This window comes from Prosthecobacter algae, assembly GCF_039542385.1.
In the GTDB taxonomy this organism is placed as follows: domain Bacteria; phylum Verrucomicrobiota; class Verrucomicrobiia; order Verrucomicrobiales; family Verrucomicrobiaceae; genus Prosthecobacter; species Prosthecobacter algae.
The window spans coordinates 799722-820884 of record NZ_BAABIA010000002.1; the positions used below are offsets into that span (position 1 = coordinate 799722).

16 protein-coding genes are annotated in these 21163 nt (G+C 59.2%); 11 read left to right on the plus strand and 5 right to left on the minus strand.

From position 1 onward, the window contains the following. Positions 1–65 precede the first annotated feature (65 nt). The 3 genes from ABEB25_RS06625 to ABEB25_RS06635 all read left to right on the plus strand — a co-directional run bounded on the left by ABEB25_RS06625 (position 66) and on the right by ABEB25_RS06635 (position 5152). The gene (locus ABEB25_RS06625; protein ID WP_345735598.1) at positions 66–4250 is read left to right on the plus strand and encodes a PVC-type heme-binding CxxCH protein; all 4185 of its coding nucleotides are present in this window, start codon (positions 66–68) and stop codon (positions 4248–4250) included. 134 nt (positions 4251–4384) lie between these two features. Beyond that, positions 4385–4570 (plus strand): hypothetical protein, encoded by a 186-nt coding sequence (locus ABEB25_RS06630; protein WP_345735599.1) that lies wholly within the window; start codon positions 4385–4387, stop codon positions 4568–4570. 9 nt (positions 4571–4579) lie between these two features. Beyond that, positions 4580–5152 (plus strand): hypothetical protein, encoded by a 573-nt coding sequence (locus ABEB25_RS06635; protein WP_345735600.1) that lies wholly within the window; start codon positions 4580–4582, stop codon positions 5150–5152. A gap of 192 nt (positions 5153–5344) precedes the next feature. On the opposite strand, the gene ABEB25_RS06640 is transcribed toward ABEB25_RS06635, so the two are convergent. Together ABEB25_RS06640 and ABEB25_RS06645 are read right to left on the minus strand one after the other, a co-directional pair. Further along, a complete protein-coding gene (locus ABEB25_RS06640; protein ID WP_345735601.1) occupies positions 5345–5638 on the minus strand; it encodes a DUF2917 domain-containing protein in 294 nt (97 codons plus the stop codon). Beyond that, positions 5635–6573 carry a LysR family transcriptional regulator gene (locus tag ABEB25_RS06645; protein ID WP_345735602.1) on the minus strand — a complete coding sequence of 313 codons (939 nt, stop codon included), beginning with the start codon at positions 6571–6573 and terminating at the stop codon, positions 5635–5637. The genes ABEB25_RS06640 and ABEB25_RS06645 overlap by 4 nt, the downstream gene beginning before the upstream one ends. A 249-nt stretch (positions 6574–6822) precedes the next feature. Between ABEB25_RS06645 and ABEB25_RS06650 the strand changes: the two genes are divergently transcribed. Continuing rightward, positions 6823–7809 carry a lysophospholipid acyltransferase family protein gene (locus ABEB25_RS06650; RefSeq protein WP_345735603.1) on the plus strand — a complete coding sequence of 329 codons (987 nt, stop codon included), beginning with the start codon at positions 6823–6825 and terminating at the stop codon, positions 7807–7809. A 22-nt stretch (positions 7810–7831) separates the two neighbouring features. On the opposite strand, the gene ABEB25_RS06655 is transcribed toward ABEB25_RS06650, so the two are convergent. Together ABEB25_RS06655 and ABEB25_RS06660 are read right to left on the minus strand one after the other, a co-directional pair. Next, entirely contained in the window at positions 7832–8863 is a 1032-nt protein-coding gene (locus ABEB25_RS06655; RefSeq protein WP_345735604.1) for a fatty acid desaturase family protein, read from the minus strand. Positions 8864–9102: 239 nt separating this feature from the next. Further along, entirely contained in the window at positions 9103–14241 is a 5139-nt protein-coding gene (locus ABEB25_RS06660) for an FG-GAP repeat domain-containing protein (RefSeq protein WP_345735605.1), read from the minus strand. A gap of 366 nt (positions 14242–14607) precedes the next feature. Between ABEB25_RS06660 and ABEB25_RS06665 the strand changes: the two genes are divergently transcribed. From ABEB25_RS06665 to ABEB25_RS06695, 7 genes are all read left to right on the plus strand, one after another. Continuing rightward, entirely contained in the window at positions 14608–15078 is a 471-nt protein-coding gene (locus ABEB25_RS06665) for a cytochrome c oxidase assembly factor Coa1 family protein (protein WP_345735606.1), read from the plus strand. Between the two features lie 73 nt (positions 15079–15151). Then, a complete protein-coding gene (locus tag ABEB25_RS06670) occupies positions 15152–16003 on the plus strand; it encodes a LamG domain-containing protein (protein WP_345735607.1) in 852 nt (283 codons plus the stop codon). A 161-nt stretch (positions 16004–16164) separates the two neighbouring features. Next, a complete protein-coding gene (locus tag ABEB25_RS06675) occupies positions 16165–17379 on the plus strand; it encodes a phosphoglycerate kinase (protein ID WP_345735608.1) in 1215 nt (404 codons plus the stop codon). Between the two features lie 89 nt (positions 17380–17468). Further along, positions 17469–18260 (plus strand): triose-phosphate isomerase, encoded by a 792-nt coding sequence (gene tpiA / locus ABEB25_RS06680; protein ID WP_345735609.1) that lies wholly within the window; start codon positions 17469–17471, stop codon positions 18258–18260. Between the two features lie 97 nt (positions 18261–18357). Continuing rightward, the gene (locus tag ABEB25_RS06685) at positions 18358–19386 is read left to right on the plus strand and encodes an exo-alpha-sialidase (protein ID WP_345735610.1); all 1029 of its coding nucleotides are present in this window, start codon (positions 18358–18360) and stop codon (positions 19384–19386) included. Next, positions 19386–19862: a dihydrofolate reductase gene (locus tag ABEB25_RS06690; protein WP_345735611.1), complete on the plus strand. Its 477-nt coding sequence runs from the start codon at positions 19386–19388 to the stop codon at positions 19860–19862. Before ABEB25_RS06685 ends, ABEB25_RS06690 begins: the two co-directional genes overlap by 1 nt. A gap of 502 nt (positions 19863–20364) precedes the next feature. Next, positions 20365–20580 carry a hypothetical protein gene (locus ABEB25_RS06695; protein WP_345735612.1) on the plus strand — a complete coding sequence of 72 codons (216 nt, stop codon included), beginning with the start codon at positions 20365–20367 and terminating at the stop codon, positions 20578–20580. Between the two features lie 97 nt (positions 20581–20677). Here ABEB25_RS06695 and rplS read toward each other — a convergent pair whose 3' ends face one another. Further along, positions 20678–21043, minus strand: a complete 366-nt coding sequence (gene rplS, locus ABEB25_RS06700; protein WP_345735629.1) for a 50S ribosomal protein L19 — start codon at positions 21041–21043, stop codon at positions 20678–20680. Positions 21044–21163 lie beyond the last annotated feature (120 nt).

Consider the following 21163-nt stretch of genomic DNA (forward strand, 5'->3'; position numbering starts at 1 on the left):
TGTAAAAAACTTTGTCCGGTTTTCCGGGCTGGTGCGGTATATCCGTCCCTGCCTGATTTCCGATCATGAAGTCCACCCTTCTTACCTTTGTATTCATCGCCTCCACCGCGCTCGGCGCGGATTGGCTGCATCTGCCGGCCAAGCCGGGAACCGCGAATGGCAAAAAGATTGTCCTGGTTGCCGGGGATGAAGAGTATCGCACGGAGGAGACTTGCCCCATGCTGGCGAAGATCCTCAGTCAGAAGCACGGCTTTGACTGCACGGTGCTGTTTTCGATCAATCCGGACGGGGGCTACATTGACCCGAACTTCCAGAAAAACCTGCCTGGCACAGAGGCCCTGGCTTCGGCGGATTTGCTGATCATCGGCACTCGCTTTCGTCAGTTGCCAGATGACCAACTCGCGCCTTTTGAGGCTTTCCTGAATTCGGGCAAGCCGGTGATCGGCTTCCGGACAGCGACGCATGCTTTCACCGGCAGTGCGAAGACGGGTGACTTTAAATGGGGCGAATTTGGCCTGAAGATCCTCGGGGAAAAGTGGGTCAATCATCACGGCAAACACAAGGTCGAAGGCACCCGTGGCATCGTGGAGGCCGCGAACAGCTCGAATGAAGTGCTGCGCGGCGTGGGTGAAATCTTTGCGACGACGGATGTGTATGGCATTGCCAATCTGGATGAAAAGGCCGCGAAGATCCTGCTGCGTGGCGCGGTGACGGAGACGATGGAGCCGACCTCGAAGGCGATCTCTGGGCCAAAAAACAGCCCCATGATGCCGCTGGCCTGGCTTCGCGAGTACACGGCACCGAATGGCACGGCCAAGGGGCAGGCCTTCTGCACCACGCTGGGGGCCTCCGTGGATTTCGCCGATGAAGATCTGCGCCGTCTGGTGGTGAATGCGGCCTATCATCTGGTGGGTGCCAAGGTGCCTGAAAAGGCGGATGTGGCCTACGTGGATGCCTTTGAGCCGACTTTTTATGGCAACAACAGCGGTGACCATTACAAGAAGCTGAACCGCAAGCCTGCCGACTATGCGCTGGGCAAGAGTCCCGCCACGGGCCTGGCCAAAGCACAGCCGAAGAAGAAGGAAGAGAAAAAACCTGCGGCTGCAGCCGAAATTCCTCCCCATGCGCCTTCGGCAGAGCCAGTAGCAGCCACCGCTGCCCGAGCGCAAAAGGTGGCCCCACCAGCCCAGGGTGAGCGCATCGTGCTCATCGGCAATGGTCTAGCCGAGCGCGATGTCTATTACAGCCGGATCGAGACTGAGCTGCACCTGCGCTACCCCAGCGAGGAGCTGTTTTTCCGCAACATGGGCCATGTGGGGGATACCCCAGGCTTCCGCCCACATCCTTCCCGCGTTTCACAGTGGGCTTTCCCTGGGGCTGAAAAGTTCCACCCAGACAAGCAGGTGCATCATGGCAAAGGTTTCTTCTCCACACCGGACCAGTGGCTGACTCATTTGCAGGCGGATACCATCGTGGCCTTCTTTGGCTACAATGAATCCTTCGACGGCCCGAGCAAGGTGGGCAACTTCGAAGCTGAACTCGATGCCTGGGTGAAGCACACCCTGAGCAAGGCCTACAATGGCAAGGCCGCCCCGCGCGTGGTGCTGGTCTCCCCCATCGCTTTTGAAAACCAGTCCGCCACTCGTGATTTGCCGAATGGCGAAAAGGAGAACGCCAATCTGATCCTCTATTCGGCAGCGGTGGAAACCGTGGCGAAGAAGAATGGCCTCACCTTCATTGATCTTTTCTCTCCAACCAAAGCCCTGTATGCGAAGGCGAAGGTGCCCTTCAACACGGGTGGTTTTGTACCCACGGATGCAGGTTACCAGCAGATCGCCGAGATTCTAGCCACGGGTCTTTACGGGCAGCAGTCCCGCGTTTCCAAAGCCGATCCGGCGCTGGTGCATGAGGCCGTGAAGCAGAAAGATTGGTTTTGGAACAATGACTACAACCTGGTCAACGGCGTGCATACGCATGGCCAGCGTTACAATCCCTTCGGTCCGCAGAACTACCCGGACGAAGTGAAAAAGACCCGTGAGATGGCTGCCCTGCGGGATACTCTGATCCATGAAGTGGCAGCGGCGAAAAAAGCCGATCTGGCCGTAGATGACAGCAAGACCCACAAGCTGCCCGAGGTGCCGACGAACTACCAGCCGAGCGTGAAAAACGGCAGCACGAAGTATCTGTATGGCGAAGAGGCGGTGAAGTCCCTGACCGTGCCGGAAGGTTACAAGGTGGAGCTTTTTGCCAGCGAGAAGGAGTTCCCAAATCTGGCGAACCCGATGCAGCTTTCCTTTGATGACAAAGGTCGTCTCTGGGTGGCCACGATGCCCACCTACCCGCACTATCGCCCCGGCGATGCGCTGCCAGATGACAAGATCCTCATCTATGAAGACACCAATGGCGATGGCAAAGCCGACAAGGAAACCGTGTTCGCCGATAAGCTGCACCTGCCCATCGGTTTTGAATTTGCGCCGGAAGGTGTCTATGTCTCGCAGGAGCCTAACCTGGTATTGATTCGCGACACGAATGGCGATGACAAGGCCGACAGCACGGAGATCATCCTGGGCGGCTTTGACACGCATGATACGCACCACGCCATCAGCGCGTACACGGCGGATCCCAGCGGTGCTTTCATCCTGTGCGAGGGCGTCTTCCTGCACTCCAATGTGGAGACTCCTTATGGCCCCGTCCGCTGTGTGGATGGCGGCTTCTTCCGCTACAGCCCGCAGCGTGGTCACCTGGAGCGTACCGCGCAGCTCAGCATCCCGAATCCCTGGGGCGCGGTGTTTGATGCCTGGGGCCAGGATTTCTTCCTGCACACCTCCGGCACCAGCATGAACTGGATGCTGCCCGTCTCGGTGAAACCCACCTTTGGCAGCAAGACGCCCTCCACTCCGGACCTGGTGCCTGAAGGGCAAAAAGTGCGCCCCACCTCCGGTCTGGAAGTCGTCTCTTCCCGCCATTTCCCCGATGAAGTGCAGGGAGACCTCATCCTTTGCAACGCCATCGGCTTCCTGGGCATCAAGCAGCATCAAATCGTGGATGACAGCACAGGTTGGAAGACCACCTTCCGCCATGACCTGCTGAAGAGCACGGATGGCAATTTCCGCCCCGTGGATCTCGAGTTCGCTCCAGATGGTTCTTTGTATGTCATCGACTGGCACAATGTCCTCGTCGGCCACATGCAGCACAATGCCCGTGATCCCCTGCGCGACCACGTGCATGGCCGCATCTACCGCATCACTTATCCTAGCCGTCCGCTGGTGAAGCCCGTGCCGGTGGAAGGTGCCAGCGTGACCGCCCTGCTCAATAACCTGAAAGAGCCTGAGCTGCGCACCCGCTACCGCACCCGTCGTGAGCTGCGTAACCATCCGACCAGTGAAGTGCTGCCGGCTGTGAAAACCTGGGTGGCTGCTTTGGATAAAAACGATGCCCAGTATGAGCACCATGTGCTGGAGGCTCTGTGGACCACCTGGGGAATGAACGAAGCGGATGAAAGTCTGCTTCGCCAGCTTTTGAATGCCAAAGACTTCCACGCCCGCGCTGCTGCGGTGCGTGTGCTCCGGTACAATCACCACCGCATTGCCGATCACGCCGCGCTGCTGGAAAAAGCAGCCGCAGATGAGCATGGTCGTGTGCGCCTGGAGGCCATCGTGGCCGCCTCGTGGCTGCCAGACATCGCAGCGGCGAAAAAGATCGTCGCCATCGGTGCGGCCAAGCCCCTGGATGTGTGGAGCCAAAACGCCGCCAAAACCGCGACCGACCGCCTCGCTGGCGTGGCGGAAAAAGAAGTGGCCGATCATCCTGAACTGGCTGCCCCTGCGCACCTCAGTGCCGAAGGTAAAGCCCAGTATCTGGCGGGCCAGAAAGTGTACTTCCGCGAAGGCCACTGCGTGACCTGCCACCAGCCCAGCGGTAAAGGACTAGACCCCGCATTCCCCTCCCTGGAGAAAAGCCCCTGGGTGACAGGCGACTCGGATCGCCTCATCAAACTGGCCATGTATGGCCTCATGGGCCCGCTTGAAATCAATGGTAAAAAGTACGATGGCCAGGTGCCGATGACTCCCTTTGCCGGGATGCTGAAGGACGATGAAATGGCTGCCGTGCTCACCTTTGTGCGCAACAGCTTCGGCAATAAAGCCGACCCTATCCAGCCCGCCCAGGTCAAAGCCATCCGCGATGCCAATGTGGGCCGCGTGCAGTTCTACACGACCGAAGAGCTGCTGAAGCAGCATCCGATGAAGTAGGTCTAACATCTTAGACCTGATTAAAACCCCTGGAAGGCACTGCGTCCTTCCAGGGGTTTTTAGTGAGTGGAAGCAAGAGAGTGCGGCTAATTTTTCCATTCGCCCGTTGGGCCATTTAGGCTTATTATTTGGTCATGGCGAAAGCAATCAGCCCCATTGCAGATAGCAGCACGAATATCTCAATCGTGGTGCAGGATGAGCGCAAAGCGCTTCAGGCGGCTTTCAATGATGCGTCGAAATCCAAAAAAACAGCTAAAGCTTTTTTGGTCAGCGCAGGCATTTTGACGAAGAAAGGCAAGCTAGCCAAATCCTATCGCTGATATTGGGCAATGCCGTGGAGCCGCTACATCCTTGGGTATCACGGTTGCGATGCCGAAACCGCGGGCAAAATTGCCGCTGGTAAAGACGAGCTTAGGCCGAGCCAAAACGATTATGATTGGCTAGGCCACGGTTTATATTTTTGGGAAGATGGTTACGAAAGAGCCCTTCGTTGGGCCACGGAACAATCCAAATCAAAGCGTCCACAAAATCGAATCAAAAATCCCGGTGTCCTAGGTGCTGTGATTGACCTGGGCCATTGCCTAGATCTCATCCAAGTTGAATACCTTGATTTGGTTAAAGATGCCCATGATCGAATGCTTCAATTGTTTGCTGAAATCGAAAAAGATCCTCCGATCAATGCAGGCAGAGAGATGAGCCTGAGGAAGCTGGACTGTGCAGTTTTCGAATCTCTGCACCAGTTCAGTGACAATGAGAGTCAGCCTCGTTTTAACACCGTGCGCGCTTTCTTTACCGAAGGAGAGGCACTTTATCCGACAGCAGGTATCCGCAGGCTGGATCACATCCAAATTTGTGTGCGTGATAAGGCCAGCATCACCGGCTACTTTCTTCCGCGTCAATAAGACGCTCCTCGGGGAGAGGGCGTGTAAGCGGCCCAATACCTTGCGGAGCACTGTCTCAAAGATGTCGGCCTGGAACATGAAGCCGAGGGCAGTAGCGGGCATATTCAGCGTGCAGCTCACGTTGCAAATTCACGACACGCAAAGAATAACGCCCATCGCCCCTGCGGCTAGCGCCCATCTTCCAGGCTCCTACTAGGCGGCCTCCCAACTGAATTCTGCAGTCCCCGCCAGAGATTCCAGGACGAGTTTTCCTCCGCCGACGAAAGACGCGCGATGCCCTGCCTGAAGAACGTGGTCCGTCGGGTCGCCTTCCAGAGTCAGCCAGAGGGCACCACGGCTCAGGGTCACCTCAATGACCTCACCGGGGGCGAGGTCGCGGGCGAAGAGCTGCCCCTCGGCCAGCCGCAGACGTCGGCTGGCGAGGCGGTCGGGGACAGATCTCATGACGGTGTAGCCCAGGGGAGCTGGGAAAGTTTTGGCATTCATCCGGTGATCCTCCGGGATGGCAGGGAGATGCCGCTGCGCGTGCCGGTGACGGGCAGCTCCTTGTTCCAGGCGCGCAGCACGGCATCCCGCACGGCGATGATGGTGGGGTCGTTTTCCCGCTCGGTGAGGTAGGCGATGTTCAGAGTCACCACGGCGCGGAAATGCGGCAGGGCGAGTATCCGGCCTTTGAAAGGTGGCACGTTGATCAGATGCTTGGCCGTGAGGGTCATGCCCAGGCCTTCCGCCACCAGATTCAGCACGGTCACGCACTCGTTCACTCGGAAACGGGGAGTGATGTCCAGCCCCTGCTGCTCGCAGATGTTCTGGATAGCGCGGAAGTAACTGCACATCGGCGAGGCAAAGATCCACGGTTTCTTTTGCAGGAGGTTCCAGTCCGGCGAGGCCAACTCCTCCGCCCAGGCCTGCGGGCAGGCGAGGCACAGCTCAATGACATCCAGAGGATGAACGGTAAGCTTGGGAGTCTCATGCTGGCCTTCGAAAAAGCCGATGGCCACCGTGCCCTCCTCCAGCCCCTGGAGGATGACGCCGCTGCTGCCATCCACCAGCTCATACCGCAGGTCTGGGTGGGCCTCCGTGAGGTCTTTCAGCACATCCATCAGGCGCAGAAACTCGGGCCGGTTGTTGATGCCCAGCACCATTTCCCCCGTCACCGTGCCGCGCAGGTGTTCCGCACTATGCTTGAAATCCCGGGCGGCATCCACGATGAGCCGGGCCTGGTCGCGCAGAGCCTCACCTCCCTGGGTGAGCCGCATGCCCTTGGGACTGCGGTCAAAAAGTCGGATGCCCAGCTCGCCCTCCAGCGCCCGCACCTGGGCGGTGACGGCCGGCTGGCTGGTGAACATCTTTTCCGCCGCACGGGTGAGGTTTCCTTCATCGGCGACGGCAAGAAAGGTGCGGAGTTGATAAAGTTCCATGGCGGTAGAAGAGTGGGATGAAAGGGTGTCTGGCAGGGACAGCAGGCAGGCCGGTTGGGACCCGCCACCACTCATCCACGATTCCACGCATCCGGCCAATCGTCATGGCGAATGGCGTTCATCAGAAAATCCGATTCCCGCCTTTTCCGGGCGGCGCATGACCCGCCGAAAAGATTTTCACCATGGAGGGTTACCGCAGTTCCCCCAGGACAGCCGGGAAAGTCCGCTCTCACGGCAGCTCGCCCACGAATGAATGGGACGATTGACCTGTGCGAGCCGCACGGTTACAGCCACTGTGGCCTCGGTCGCCTCATAATGGAACATTTTCTCTACCTCCTCGCTCGCACCTTCCTGGCCTTCATTCAGGCCTTGCCGATCCGCTGGGTGGCGCGCATGGGCCGCTGTGGGGGCGCGCTGGCTTTCTGGCTGGATGCACGCCATCGCCGGGTGGCGTTGAAGAATCTGACGATGTGCTTTGGCCACGAAAAGTCCCCGACGGAAATTCGCGCCATCGCCAAAGAAAATTTCCGCAGGCTCGGCGAAGTCTATGGCTGCGCGATGAAAAGCATGGTCATGAACGATGCCGAATTGCTCAAAGTCTTTTCCGTCAAAGGTGCCGAAGCGGTACGAGCTGTGGACGCGGAGGGGCGGCTGGTGAACCGCGTATTCACTGGCGGCCACTTCGGCAATTTCGAGCTGGCCAACCGAATGTCCGCGTTGATTCCCGGGTATCAGGCAGTGGCCACGTATCGCGGTATCCGCCCGCCGAAGCTGGATCAGCTTGTTTACCGGATGCGCACCGTCTCGGGTAACATTCTGGTGGATCGCCGCACCGGTGCAGATGATCTGAAGCGCGCGATGGCGGAGGGGGGCAAGCTACTCATTTTGGCCAGTGATCAGGCGGATCGCAGCGGCGGTATTGAGCTGCCGTTCCTCGGTTACTACGCGTGGACCACACGCGCGCCCGTCATCCTCGCGATGCGCTACAAGTGCGTCATCTTTGTGCCGATCTGTTACCGCGTCGGCCTGGGCCAGTGGGTTTTGGAAGTTGGCGAGCCCCTTCGCATGGAGGAAAACGGCAAGCGGCGAGGCGTCGAAGATCTGATGCGCGACATCAACGCCGCGTTGGAAGCGGGCGTGCGCCGCGATCCTGCCAACTGGTTCTGGGTGCATGACCGCTGGAAAACCAAAAACCGCCAACCACCACGCGCGGTGGAGGAATCAACGGCGGTGTGAAGAACATCCTCCGGACATTCGGTTACCCCAGCTCCGGGTCATTCAGAGCCACCATCTTCTGCTGTTTCACATCCCAGACCTTCAGACGCAGACAGCGGTAGATCTCGAGGGGGTTCAGCGTCGTGACTTTTGGATTCCGCAGTTCGGGGATGGCCTGGAGCACCTCAGGGAGACGGTAAAAGGGAATGCGCGCATTCAGATGATGAATGTGGTGATAGCCGATGTTTGCCGAGAACCACGCCATCACCGGCCCCATCTTCAGGTAGCTGCTGGACTCCAGCGCCGCGCGGTCATAAGTCCAGCCAGACTTGTCGTAGAAGGCCACGTCCGGGAAATTATGCTGTGCATAAAAGAAGTATGAGCCGATGGCGCTGGCGATGAAGTGCGGGAGGATCTGCGTGAGCAACCAAGCCTGCCAGCCCGCAAAACGGATCAGGAAGCCAGCGATGCACGCATGGACCAAAAGGGAGATAAAACAATCCCAGTGCTCCCGCGGCTTCATGGCAAAAGGGCGGAGGCACATGCCGTGCAGGAAAACCGTGAGGTAGCCAAACAGGATCGTCAGCGGATGCCGCATGAAAAGATAGAGCCAGCGCGCAGGCTTGCGGGCCTTCTCAAAGTGCTCCCGCGTCATGATGGGAAAGGAGCCGATGTGGGAGCCTTTGATCTTCGAATTGTGATTGTGGTGATGATTGTGCGAGGCACGCCAGATGCTGCTCGGGCTCAGCGACAGGATGCCAAAAACCCACATGAACCCCTCCGCCGCCTTCGACTTCGGCAGGATGGCATGGTGCTGCTGATCATGATAGATGACGAACATGCGCAGCAGCAGCAGCCCAGACAAAACACTGGCACCCAGCTTCAACAGCGGATGCGGCGCGAGCAGGGTGCCGGCTACAGCAGCGGCCAGCAGCACCGTCGTGGAAAGAATATACCACCAGCTCCTGGCAGTGCTGTCCACGGCATAGGGTTTCGTGGCCAGAATAAGTTCAGGACCAGACCTGCTCACCGAGCCACGAATGAAGGAATCAGCCGCAGCTTGACCAATACTCATGGGCTGCCAATCATCCTCATTATCAGTCGCTTGGCAACCCTGATTCCTCGAAACAAAATGCCTCGCGCGTGGATTTTTATGCATCCGAAAACTGGGAAGCATGCAAATCATCTCAGCGAAGTGAGACCCTCCTCTTTCTTTGAGTATGCCAGCTCCTCATGGGCATCTAACAGCGCTTGATCGCAGCGCTGTTAGATGCACGTAGTCCCTGCACAGAGATCCATTGGCTATTGCTCCCATCATCGGCTCTGGGGCTTGAACACATCATCCAAGACGTAGGGCGTGTCCATGCCTTCGCTCTGGTGATACCAGGTGTCTCCCCCCATCAGCTCCTTGACACGCCATCTTGGCGTGGCGGCAGAGAGCGCAGTTCCATGATACTGGGAACGATAGGGACCCAAGTAAGACCAGCACGGAAATTCAGGTCCCTTCACGGACTCCATGTACCAGCGCACGATTTCGTTGTGGCTCTTGGTGGCGCTCTTCAGCACGTTCAGATCCCCCAGGTAGTCCGGGATGAAACGCGCATACGCGCCCATGTCATGAATGTCTCCGACAAAGGCGGCAGTCGCACCTAACAAGGTTTGCAGATTTGTGCTCTGGTAGCATTCCAGCGCGACTTTGTTAGAGTCCACCAGATCCCGGATCCATTGAGTCTGCAGGCCGGGCACATTCATGTTGTTCACGCCCACCTGCGCCAGTTCCAGCAGAGCGACGCGGGTGGGCACCGGGACGTTCCACTGGGGATAGTCGAGCAGAAGTTTGCAGGTTCTACCTGTCACCTGCGTGCCCAGGGAGTGGCCGATCATGCGGAACTCACGGTTCACGGTGGAGTAGCCGGCCATGCAGCGTCTGAGGTCATCCAGGAACAGGTCCACCACGGTCTTGCCTTCGATCAGGCTCCCTGTGTCATCCGGTTCATAAACGCGGCTGCTTTCCCCCTTCTTCGCACTGAGGGCGTGGATCATCGAATGGCTGTCAGGCAACCCTTCCTCCGTGGCGATGTAGTAGATGTTGGCCTGGGAGAAAATGGTTCCGTGCGGCGTGCCGTCCAGATCGCCAAACTGGTTCCAGTGAAAGATGCCCACGTTGTACCCCTTGTCCTTCCATATCTTGCAGCAGTCATGCATGACACTGTCTTTCTGGGCATCCTGGCGGTACCAGCTTTCACGGCGGCGCAGCTTGGCCTCGCCCGGCTGCCAGCCGTGTACATAGATCACGGTGGGCTTGGAGCGGTCAAAGTACTCGTCGTCCTGATTGTCGCGGCAGCGCAGCCCGTCATCCACGGTTTTGAACCAATAGAGACCGTAGTCCAGATCGGTAAAGGTGTTGGGCAGGTTCCAGGCATGGCCGATGGTGAACTCCCGCACGCCGGCACCTTCCGTCAGTTCGCTGCCGTTTTGGGAAACCACGATGCGGTAGGTGCCCTCACCGGCATAAGGGTTCTTGGCGTCAATGGTCCAAAACGGCCGGGGAAACTCCTGGGTGCCCGAGACCTTCGTGGTCACGGAGGTCCACACAGACTGGTTCCGGGTCAGGAAGCTGGAGGTTCCGTCCGCGTCCTTGACGCGATAGATATGGAAAGTCTTTTGCCCGGCTGGCAGACTGCTGAAATCAAACTGTAGCTTGGTGGCTGTCGGGTAGGCTAGGTAATCATAGTTGTATTTGCCCTTCGGAACCGAAGGCCCGGCAAACCGGCTGGAAACCGCGACGTTGATGTTCGCAGGTGGTGGCGGTGGCTGGGGCGTGACAATCGTGTAAGGGCCAAAGATGCTGCTGATGACCTCCTGCCCGTCGTAGTCCGAGGCAACCACGCGGTAGTAATAGTTGCCATCGTCCAGGCTGGCATCCGTCAGGCTGAAGTCCGCCGGATTTCCAGCGCCGGCGCGGACCATCTCGCCCACTTTGCTAAGGAGGTTGCCGCCCGCATCCGAGCGATGCAGCGTGGCACGGTGCACCTGCTTGTCATCGCCGATCTTCAGCTTGATTTTCACGGAGCCACGGGTCTTGAGCGTGGACTGGGTGAAGGTCGGGGAGAAGGCGGTGAATGCTGGCGCCTGGGTGCCTCCGCCCTGGCCGATGTTCACCATCACGGCGGGTGAATAGGCGGTGGCAGAAGGGTCGTACCCGTCCACCACAGCAGCGCGGATGTAGAGCACGCCCGTCCCGCTGAACGCAAGGTTGGTCGTGTAGGTCACCGTGTCGCCCACCTGGGTGAGGTCGCTGTTTTTGATCGCTTTGAAGGGGCCGGAGGCGCTGGCTCCTGTCTCCAGATACACCCGCTGCACGCCGTTGAAGTCAAAGAGCGTCAGCGCCACAGCGCTGGTGCCCACCTTCACCAGGGAGCCGTTGGTGGGGGAAACAAAACCGCCAAAGTAGGTGGCCATCTGCGGCAGTGGCGGAGGCAGCACTTCAAAGGAATACACCTCAGTGGTCTGCTCATAGTATCCGGGCGCCCGGGCGATGGCGCGGAAGTCACGCACACCTGCGGGCAGGGTGGTGTTTTTCAGGGTCCAGTTGTTGCCAGCCTGGCTCAGGGCACCTGTGGGCAGGTCGGTCCACTTGCTCTCATCTTCGTTTTGATATTTCGTCTGAAAGCGGACCTGGATGCCCTTCACGGCTGGGACGGTGGCATACAGCGTGGTCGGTTTGCCTTCCTTGGCCGGGTCCACAAAGTCCATGTGCCAGCGGGTGAAGGGCGCGATGGAGAGGGCGGACGCGGTGACCGGGATGGAGCCGAAAGGTGCCGACATGCTGTCCACCCAGCCTGGGGCGGCCGAGATGGCCCGGAAATAACGGTTTCCGTCGGGCACGTTGACGGTTTCCACCGTCCAGACCGCGCCTTTGCGGACTGCCGGGCTGTAGATGGGCAGGTCCGTCCAGGAGCCTTCAACGTACGGGGTCAGGGTGGACTGGAAACGCACGCTCAGGTTTTCAGCTGTGCCTGCCTGGTTGGCGATGAAGGTCCATGTCTGGCCGGACTTCGGCGGTGACTTGGTGGAGATCTTCGTCAGCGTCGTAGGTGGCAGCAGGTTGTTGAAGGTAGTAGAGAATTTGTAGCCCGTGTCGGGAGACCAGCTCATCGCGCGGAAAACACGGGGCCCTGCAAGCACCACGGCGGTCCTGGTAAACTGGGGCGGATTGGTGTCCGACACAGCCGTCATGAGCCCGTTCTGTGTCCCCAGCGCCAGCCAGTCGCTGCCGTTGGTACTCGACTGAAGCGTCACCACCGCCCCTGACGGCACACTGTCCGGCTTGTACGTGAAAGTCCACGGCTGGCCAGGGCTGGTCGGCATTACAAAGAAATTCACCGCCCACACCTTCACTGACGGCATGGTGCCGGTGACCAGCGCCTTTGTGCCTTGTTTCAGCGCAATTTTGGGAGCCAGATTGGCCCCCACCTTCGCGGTCGTTGCCAGCCTGACCGTGAAATTTTTAATGCCCGAAGATCCCGCAGGGATGTCCGTCGTCCATCGGATGACTCGCGCTGCGCCAGCTCCGGATACCGTGCTCCCCGCATCGCTGCCTTCCAGCGTGAAATCCGCCGGCAGGGCACTCTCCACCGTGACCCCGCTCAGTGCCGCCTCAGTGTTGTTCACGTAGGTCAGGGAGTATCTGATCTGGCCGCCCGGGTATTCAAAGTAGCTCAGCGTTCCGTTCGCCCCTGCCGTGCCGCCTTCGTCTGCGTCGGTGGAGACCCCGCCTGCCAGATCCATGGGCTTGGACAGCTCCGTGTAGGTGTTAAAGACCCACTGCAAAGGAGGCGTGCCTCCGTTGGCCAGCAGAATGTCACGCTTGCTGTTGCCGCTGAAACGGCCCGTTCCCAGCCGATGCGGGTTGGTGGAGCCCGTGGCCAGTCCTGTCTGGTTGAACTCCAGCACTCCCATGAAATTTTGCGCATCCAGCTTCGGGATCAATCGGATCGCGCGCACCCCCGCAGGCATCTGGGTCACCGTGTCTTCAAATTTGCTGGTCATGAGGATCTCCGGAAAACGGTCCCCGGTCAGGTCCTGCAGAATTACATGCGACGTAAAGGTTGTGGCGGATGCCCCCACCGGCCCTCTTCCCACGCGTTGCATGTTGTGCGCCCAGAGCGGCACCGCGCCCCGCCCTTGAAAAAGCTGCCAGAGCTGGTGGTCCCGCGTGTCGTTCGGGTCCTGTCCGTTCGTGCTGCCAAAGAAGTGCATGGTGACCACCGCATCCGCACGACCGTCTCCCGTCACATCGCCCACCGCCAGCGACTCCACTGGCAGGGTACCCAAGGCAAACCCTGTGTCGGTCCTCTTCGGCCGTTGGCTTTCTTCCCCATCTGCATCCCCCACCAGCGATCCTATGCCGCTGTTCTGAATCAGCACCAGTTCCCGGTTGGTCCCATCCGCCATGATCACATCCGCCCAGCCGTCGCCCGTTGCATCTCCGATCCCCATCGGTCCCGCGACCGTCGTGGCGGACAGTTTGGCATGATTGGATGCACCCAGGTTAAACATGGAGTTGTTCAAAATCACGCCCAGCCTCAGTTCCGTCCCTCCCACTCCGTTATCCCCTGTGCCTGCCACCACGATCTCCGGTTTGCCTTCATTCGTGAGATCACCCACCGCGCATTGCAGGACCGTGCTGATGCCCGTGGTCGCCATGCCTGCGGGGGTGGTTTCCTGGAAGGTCAGATGCCCGCCCACCACACCTCCGTTTAAATAGACTTTCAGCGCATCTCCTGCCACCACGACCAAGTCCGGCTGGCCATCGGCGTTCAGATCTGCCACGGCAGAGTCACGGATGTTGCTCGTGCCCAGTGAAAAGCTGTCCACCGTAAAGATGCCACCCACTCCCTGCCGCCTCACCGACACCAAGCCCGTGATGCGGTCAATCTGAAGGATATCATCTCCGAACCCTTCGTCATCAAACCGGTCGCCAAACAGCCCCGCGCAGTCCATCCCGGCCCCTGTGAAAGGAATGATGCCGCCCAGCTTCGGTTCCAAATTCGGGGCCGTGCTGAAGGGAAAGGGGGAGGCAAAAGTCCTCCTTTGCAGCGGCGAGACATTGCCCGCTGCGTCAATCGCCCGGATCTCAAAAATCACGGATGTGCATTTGAAAGCCACATCGAATGCCTGCCCTCGCTGCCAAGGATACGTGTTCCACGGTGTGCTGTCTGGCAAGGGAGCGGTGCTGTTCAGCTTGCTGCGAAACTGGATGCCCGCCAGCGGCGTGAATCCTACGTCGTCCAAAGGATCCAGCAGCATCTTGAAGTGCACCGTCGCCCCCTCTTTTTCCACCCACGCATGGGAGATGTTCAACGACGGAGGAGTGCTGTCAGCAGCCCAAGCCACCGGAGTGATCAGTGCGCCAAGCGCAGCCCATGCCAAAAGAGTCAGCTTCTTCATTGAGAGTGAGGGTACTACCTTGAGCAAATTTATAGCCTAACTGCTCATTTACCCAAAGTTATTTCATCATTCAAATAAAGTCATTTCTCATATTTGATAAGTCAATTCACCTGATTTGCGCATCCGCAAAGCTGACAATTTATTTCCTGAATGGAGGGGCAGGAATGAGCATGCGCAGTAAACAAAGGGCTGCGAACTACCCTGAAGGCATACCAGGGCCCGACTTTAAGAGCGTTATGCCTTCTGCACCCTGGATCGCCGCCATCGTGGGTCATTACAGGAGGAGGTGAGCTACCCTCCGAGAGCCGAGTGCAGACCCAGCTTTTTGCTTTTCAAATCCTACTTTTTGTCTTTCCCTGGAACCGCATGAATCCTGAGCCGCCGCCCTTTGGCGATCCTACCAACATTCGCCGTGAGAACAATGCGGCCATCAGCAAGGGCGTGGCGGTGGGCTGCGGAGGTTGCCTGATGGTGGTGGCAGCCCTGGTGTTTTTCATTGTGGCGGTTTTGGGCTTGGTGATGCTGTTTCTACGCGGATCTGAACCCTGCGTGGAGACGATGCGGCGCGCCCAGAAGTCCCCTGCCCTGCAGCAGGCGCTGGGGGAGCCGATGAAGATGGGCTGGATTCTCACCGGCGGTGTGAGCACCATGAATGACTCCGGCAGTGCCGATGTCTCCATCCCTATTTCCGGGCCCAAAGGCAGCATACGTATCCACACCCGTGCGCAGCGGGAGGCAGGAGTCTGGAACTACAAGGAAATGAGCGCTCCCTTGCCTACGGGCGAGGTGGTAGACTTGCTGAAAACCCTGCCCGAACAAGCTGCGCCTGCCCCCTGAGCAAAAGCTTTAGCCTAGGATGCGGTGTCCCTCAGGTTGACTCAGCGGAGACACAATCGTATGGGAAAAGGTGATGCTTGGCAAGATCCTCCCCCCGCTTCTCGCTATCCTGTCTTTCGGTGCCCTTCAGGCCCCGGCAGCCAGCCTGCTCGTGTACTACGATGGCACGGCTTCGGGCAATGATCTGGTGGACCTGAGCGGCAATGGACGCAATGCGATCTATGATGCCAACGGATCTGCCACCACGCCGGTGATCCTGACGACGACTCCGGCCAACGGCAGCAGTGGAGCCTATGCATCCCTGACGGCGAACGGCAGCAACCAGAGCGGACGTTACTCGGTGACGCCAGCAGGGGGCTTCAGCTACAATTTCAATAACCAGAGCTGGTCGGCCGCGATGTTTTACAACCGCCAGTCGGTCGCGACCAACGACACTCTTTTCCATATCGGTGCGGGCGATGGTTTCGGTGGCGAAAATGAGCTTTACGCATGGGCCACGGCGAACAACACCAACCTGTCATTTCAGCACTATCCGCTCCCCGATGTGGACCTAACGGCTGCCGGCAAGATGAACCTGAATGCCTGGCATCATCTGGCAGTGACCTTCAGCGCCTCCGGCCTGAATGATGGCATGGGGACGCTGAGCCTGTATGCGGATGGCGTGCTCATCGGCACGGACAGCACCTTCACCCTGGGGACGAATAACACTTTCTTTTTTGGCGGCCAAGGCAGCGCCACTCCAGACCGCAATTTCATCGGCTTTTTGGACGAGATGGCCCTGTTTGACGGGGCCCTCACGTCCGGGGAAATCGCAGGCTTGGCCAATGGCAGCCAGACACCCATCACTCTGGTGCCTGAGCCCAGCCGCGCGCTGCTGCTGGGCTTGGGTCTGTTTGGCCTGGTGATGAGACGGCGGCGGAAATAGCCTGCCGGGTCCTATTGGGCATTTTGCCCGGATCAACCGCAGCCTCTCAAGAAGAATGACTCTGGCTCGGGTCCTGCTGAATTTTTCACAGGCGCAGTGCTCGCTCTGTGCTAGACATCTCCCCCGCCGTCCCTGGCGGACTTCATTTACCCTCCTGAATCATGCCCAAAAAGACCATCCGTGACATCGAACTGAGCAACAAACGCGTCCTCGTCCGTGTGGACTTCAACGTGCCTCTCGACGAAAAAGACGGCGCGATGGTCATCACCGATGCGACCCGCATCCAGGAAACGCTGCCGACGCTGAAGTACCTCATCGAAAAAGGTGCGAAGGTGATCCTTTGCAGCCACCTGGGCCGCCCGAAAGGCCAGCGTGATCCGAAGCAGTCCCTCGCCCCAGTGGCCCCAGCCCTGAGCGAACTGCTGGGCACGAAAGTTGAGTTTTCCGACGAAACCATCGGCGAGACCGCCAAGGCCAAAGCCCTGGCGCTGCCAGCCGGCGGCGTGCTGCTGCTAGAAAATACCCGCTTCCACGCTGGTGAAGAAAAGAACGATGCCGAGCTGGCCAAGGGCCTGGCGGATCTGGCCGAAATCTTCGTCAACGACGCCTTCGGTTCTGCCCACCGCGCCCATAGCTCCACCGCTGGCGTGGCCGATTACCTCCCCGCCGTTTCCGGTCTGCTCATGGAAAAAGAGCTGACCTACCTGCATGACGAACTGGAAAACCCGGAGCGTCCCTTCGTGGTCATCCTCGGTGGGGCCAAAGTCAGCGACAAAATCGGCGTGATCAATCGCCTGCTGGAAAAGGCCGATACCATCATCATCGGCGGCGGCATGGCCTACACCTTCCGCAAGCTCGTCCAGGGCATCACCATCGGCAAAAGCCTTTACAAAGCCGAGTGGGAGCCAATCGCCCAGGCCGCCATTGACAAGGCCAAGGAGCGTGGCGTGAAGCTGCTGATCCCGGTGGACGCCATGATTACCGACGCTTTCGACTTCGACGCCAAGAAACTGGGCACCACGAAGTACACCGGCGTGAACGAAAACATCCCGGACGGCTGGGAAGGCGTGGACATCGGCCCTGAGTCCGTGAAGCTTTTCTCTGAAGAAATCGCCAAGGCGAAGACCGTCATCTGGAACGGCCCCATGGGCGTGTTCGAAATCAAGGAGTCCTCCAAGGGCAGCTTCGACGTGGCAGCCGCCATCGCGGAAAACACCAGCGCCAAGACCATCATCGGCGGTGGCGACAGCGTGAAGGCCGTGAAGAAGGCCAAGCTGGCTGACAAGATGACCTTCATCTCCACCGGCGGCGGTGCCTCCCTGGAGCTCCTCGAAGGCAAAATCCTCCCCGGCGTGGCCTGCCTCCAGGAAAAGTAAGCCTTGCCCGTGGCTGAGCGGTTGTTTCTTCATGAAACCATGGCTCAGCCATCGCTCAACCCCCGCAAACTCCCCCTCTCAACATCCCTATGATTTACTTCCGCAAGCCCATCATCGCTGCCAACTGGAAGATGCACATGACGCCCCAGGAAACGGACGATTTCCTCCGTTCCTTCTCCCGTCTGGTGCCTGAAAAGTGCCCCGTGCAGATCGTCGTCGCCCCTCCCTTCGTCAGCTTGACCAAGGCCCAGGAAGTGCTCATGAACGCCCGCGAAGAGGTCGTGGAACTGGCTGCCCAGAACATGAGCCAGCACGCCGGCGGTGCCTACACCGGTGAGATCAATGCCCGCATGGTCAAGGAATGTGGCTGCCGACACGTCATCCTCGGCCACAGCGAGCGCCGCAGCATCTTTGGTGAGACCAACGCCACCATCAATGCCAAGGTCCTCGCCGCCCTGGAAGCCCGCCTGCACCCCATCCTTTGCATCGGTGAAACCCTGGAAGAACGCGACGGCGGCCTCATCGAGAAAGTGCTCGAAAGCCAGCTCCGCGAATCCCTGGCCGAAGTCGGTGCCCGCCGCGTGCTGGACTGCGTCATCGCTTATGAGCCCGTCTGGGCCATCGGCACCGGACGCACCGCCAGCCCTCAGCAGGCCCAGGATGCTCATGCCTTCACCCGCAGCGTCCTCACCGACATGTTCGGCGAAGACACCGCCCAGAAACTGCGCATCCAATACGGTGGCAGCGTGAAGCCCAACAACATGGCCGAGCTGATCAGCCAGAAAGACGTGGACGGTGCCCTCGTCGGCGGCGCTAGCCTGGAAAGCGGTAGCTTCTGGGAAATCTGCCGGGCAGCGATTGACTGGGCCAACGCTCAGTAAGTCACCAACTTATCCTTCTAAGGCGGCATCGTGCTTCACGATGCCGCCTTTTTCATTTGCCCGAAGGACTGGCAGGCGGTTACACGTAGAGACGATCATGAAGTTCGTCCTCGCTCCCTTGCTTTCCCTTGTCCTCGCTCTTGGTGCTGCCGCGCAGGCTCCCCTGGCGGAGATTGTTTCCGTACAAAAGGTCTGGGACAAGGCCCCGCATCAGGCCTTCACGGACCTCATCCGCTTTAAGAACCTGTTCTTCTGCTGCTTCCGCGAGGGGGATGGCCATGTCGGGGGCGATGGCGTCATCCGCATCATCATCTCCGCCACCGGGGAAAATTGGGTGGACTACGCCACCATTGCCGAAAAAGGCGTGGACCTGCGCGATCCGAAGCTGGAGATCACCCCGGATGGCAAGCGACTGTACCTGCTCTGTGGCGGCTCCATCTATGAGGGCAGTGAGCTCAAAGGCCGCCGCCCGCGCTACTCCACCTCCATTGATGGCAAGGTGTGGACGCCTCCGCAAAAGCTGCTGGCCGAGGGCGACTGGCTGTGGCGCAGCACCGTGAATCCCACCGACAAGAAATTCTACGGCGTGGCCTACAACTGCTACCCGACCACCGGCGGCCCCAAGTTTGAGCCTGAGTGGTCGCTGAAATCCTACACCAGCACTGACGGCAGCGTGTGGCAGCTTTCCTCCATCATGCAGGTGCCAGGCCAGCCGAATGAAGCGACGATGCGCTTTCTCAAAGACGGCAGCGCTGTGACCCTGGTGCGCCGTGAATCCGGCGACCGCAAAGGTGCCATCGGCGTGGCCAAAGCCCCGTATCGTGAATGGACCTGGACCCAGCTTCCCGTGCCGCTGGGCGGCCCGAATTTCATTGAGCTGCCCGATGGCAGCCTCGTCGCCGGCTCACGCGGTTTTGGCAAAACTCCCGGCCCGCACATGGTGCTCTACACCATGACGCCCACCAGCCTCGCCCCATTGCTGGAGCTACCCAGCGGCGGCGACTGCAGCTACCCCGGCCTGTGCTGGCATGAGGGCCACCTCTACGTGAGCTACTACTCCAGCCACGAAGGCAAAACGAGCATCTACGTGGCCAAGGTGAAACTGCCAGGAGTGAAAGCCCCGTGATGTCCGCCGCCCCCCGCCTCATCGCCATCGTCGCCATGGCCAGCAACCGCGTCATCGGTCGCGCCGGCACCCTGCCCTGGCATTTCCCGGAAGATCTGAAATTCTTCAAACGGACCACCCTGGGCCATCCCATCCTCATGGGCCGCACCACCTATGAATCCATCGGCCGCCCGCTGCCTGGCCGTCAAAACATCGTGCTCAGCCGCACGATGCAGCCCCGCGAAGGCCTCACCGTGATCCGCGATGTGGCCGAGCTGCTCAGCGTCTGCCCCGAGGCTGAAACCCTCTTTGTCATCGGCGGAGCCCAAGTCTATGCCGAACTCCTGCCCCAGTGCGACGGCCTCTACCTGACCCTCGTCAAAGAAGCCCACGAAGGCGACACCTTCCTCCCTGCCTTTGAGCACTTGTTTGACCTCAAAGAAGTCCTCGAAGAAACCGACGCGCTCGAGTTTCGGTACTATGAGGCGAAGCGGTAGGACCGCTTCCCAAAAAGTACTCCAGAGCTTTAGCTCGGAAGGTGTCCCAGCAGCGGATCAGGTGAGCTAAAGCTCTGGAGTACTTTGCAGGCAAAAATTCACGTCGCTGGCTAACACGAACCCGGATTGGATCTCGACAAACCATCGTCCGCAGTGGTGGAATGAGGTCCCTTTGATTAGCTTTCGCTTCACAGACGAATTCATAATTCATCCCATCCATTCTCCAAGCCCACTCTCAGCTCCTCTGCACCAACGGCTACGCGGTTTTTGTCGGATCGGCTGGCTGGCGACTCGTCCTCGGAAGGATTTTCGTGCTCAGTCATGTAACATTCGCTGGCAATCTCTCAGGACAGGAAGACGCCATGAACACAGCCTCACCTTCCTGCCCTGCCTGCGCTCTTGAACTGCCTGACAATGCCTCCCAAGGCCTGTGCCCGCGCTGCCTTATGGCCGGAGCACTGGACACCGCCCCGCCAGCGAGCGGGGGCGGGTCTTTGAAGGATTGAAGCCTTGGCTCGCCGAGAATGCGGATCATGACGACCAGCTCCTAACCGCAGGCCAGCTTGGCCTCAGTGAGACGGCCATCCGCGTGCAGGCGCACCGCCTGCACAAACGGTACCCCGAGCGCGTGGAGGCGGAAGTGGGCCAGACACTGACGACAGGCGCTTCATTGGCGGAAGAGATGCAGCATCTGTTCGCCGCCCTAGCCAGCCAATGATGCGCTGCCTCTTTCCCTAACAAACAAAAACACCCCAGCAGATTTTGCTGAGGTGTTTGAGAGAATTGAATGGCCTCTTAGCGGGCCAGGAAGCGGATTAAGCTTCGTTGCTGTTGTAAGCCTGCTCCTTGACAGTCATGGCCTGCTTGCCCTTACGACCGCGGAGGTAGTGAAGGCGGGCGCGACGGACTTTGCCGGACTTGACCACTTCGATCTTGGCGACCTTGGGGCTGTGGACGGGGAACACACGCTCCACACCTTCGCCGTAGGAGATCTTGCGCACGGTGAACGCTTCGTTCAGACCGGAGCCCTTGTGGGAGATGATGATGCCCGCGAAGATCTGAATACGCTCCTTGTCACCTTCGATGACTCGGGTGTGGATTTTCACACTGTCACCCACCTTGAAGGAAGCGACTTCCTTCTTGAGTTGTTCAGAGTCAATTTTGTCGATGATGTTGCTCATAATGTGCGGGGCGAATTTGATCTCTCCAACCAGTTCCCATGACAGGCGAACGGGGCGAGGGGCGGGCATATTGGATGCTTTTGGTTTTTTCGCAACCAGTTTTTCCATCTTGCTTGCCCG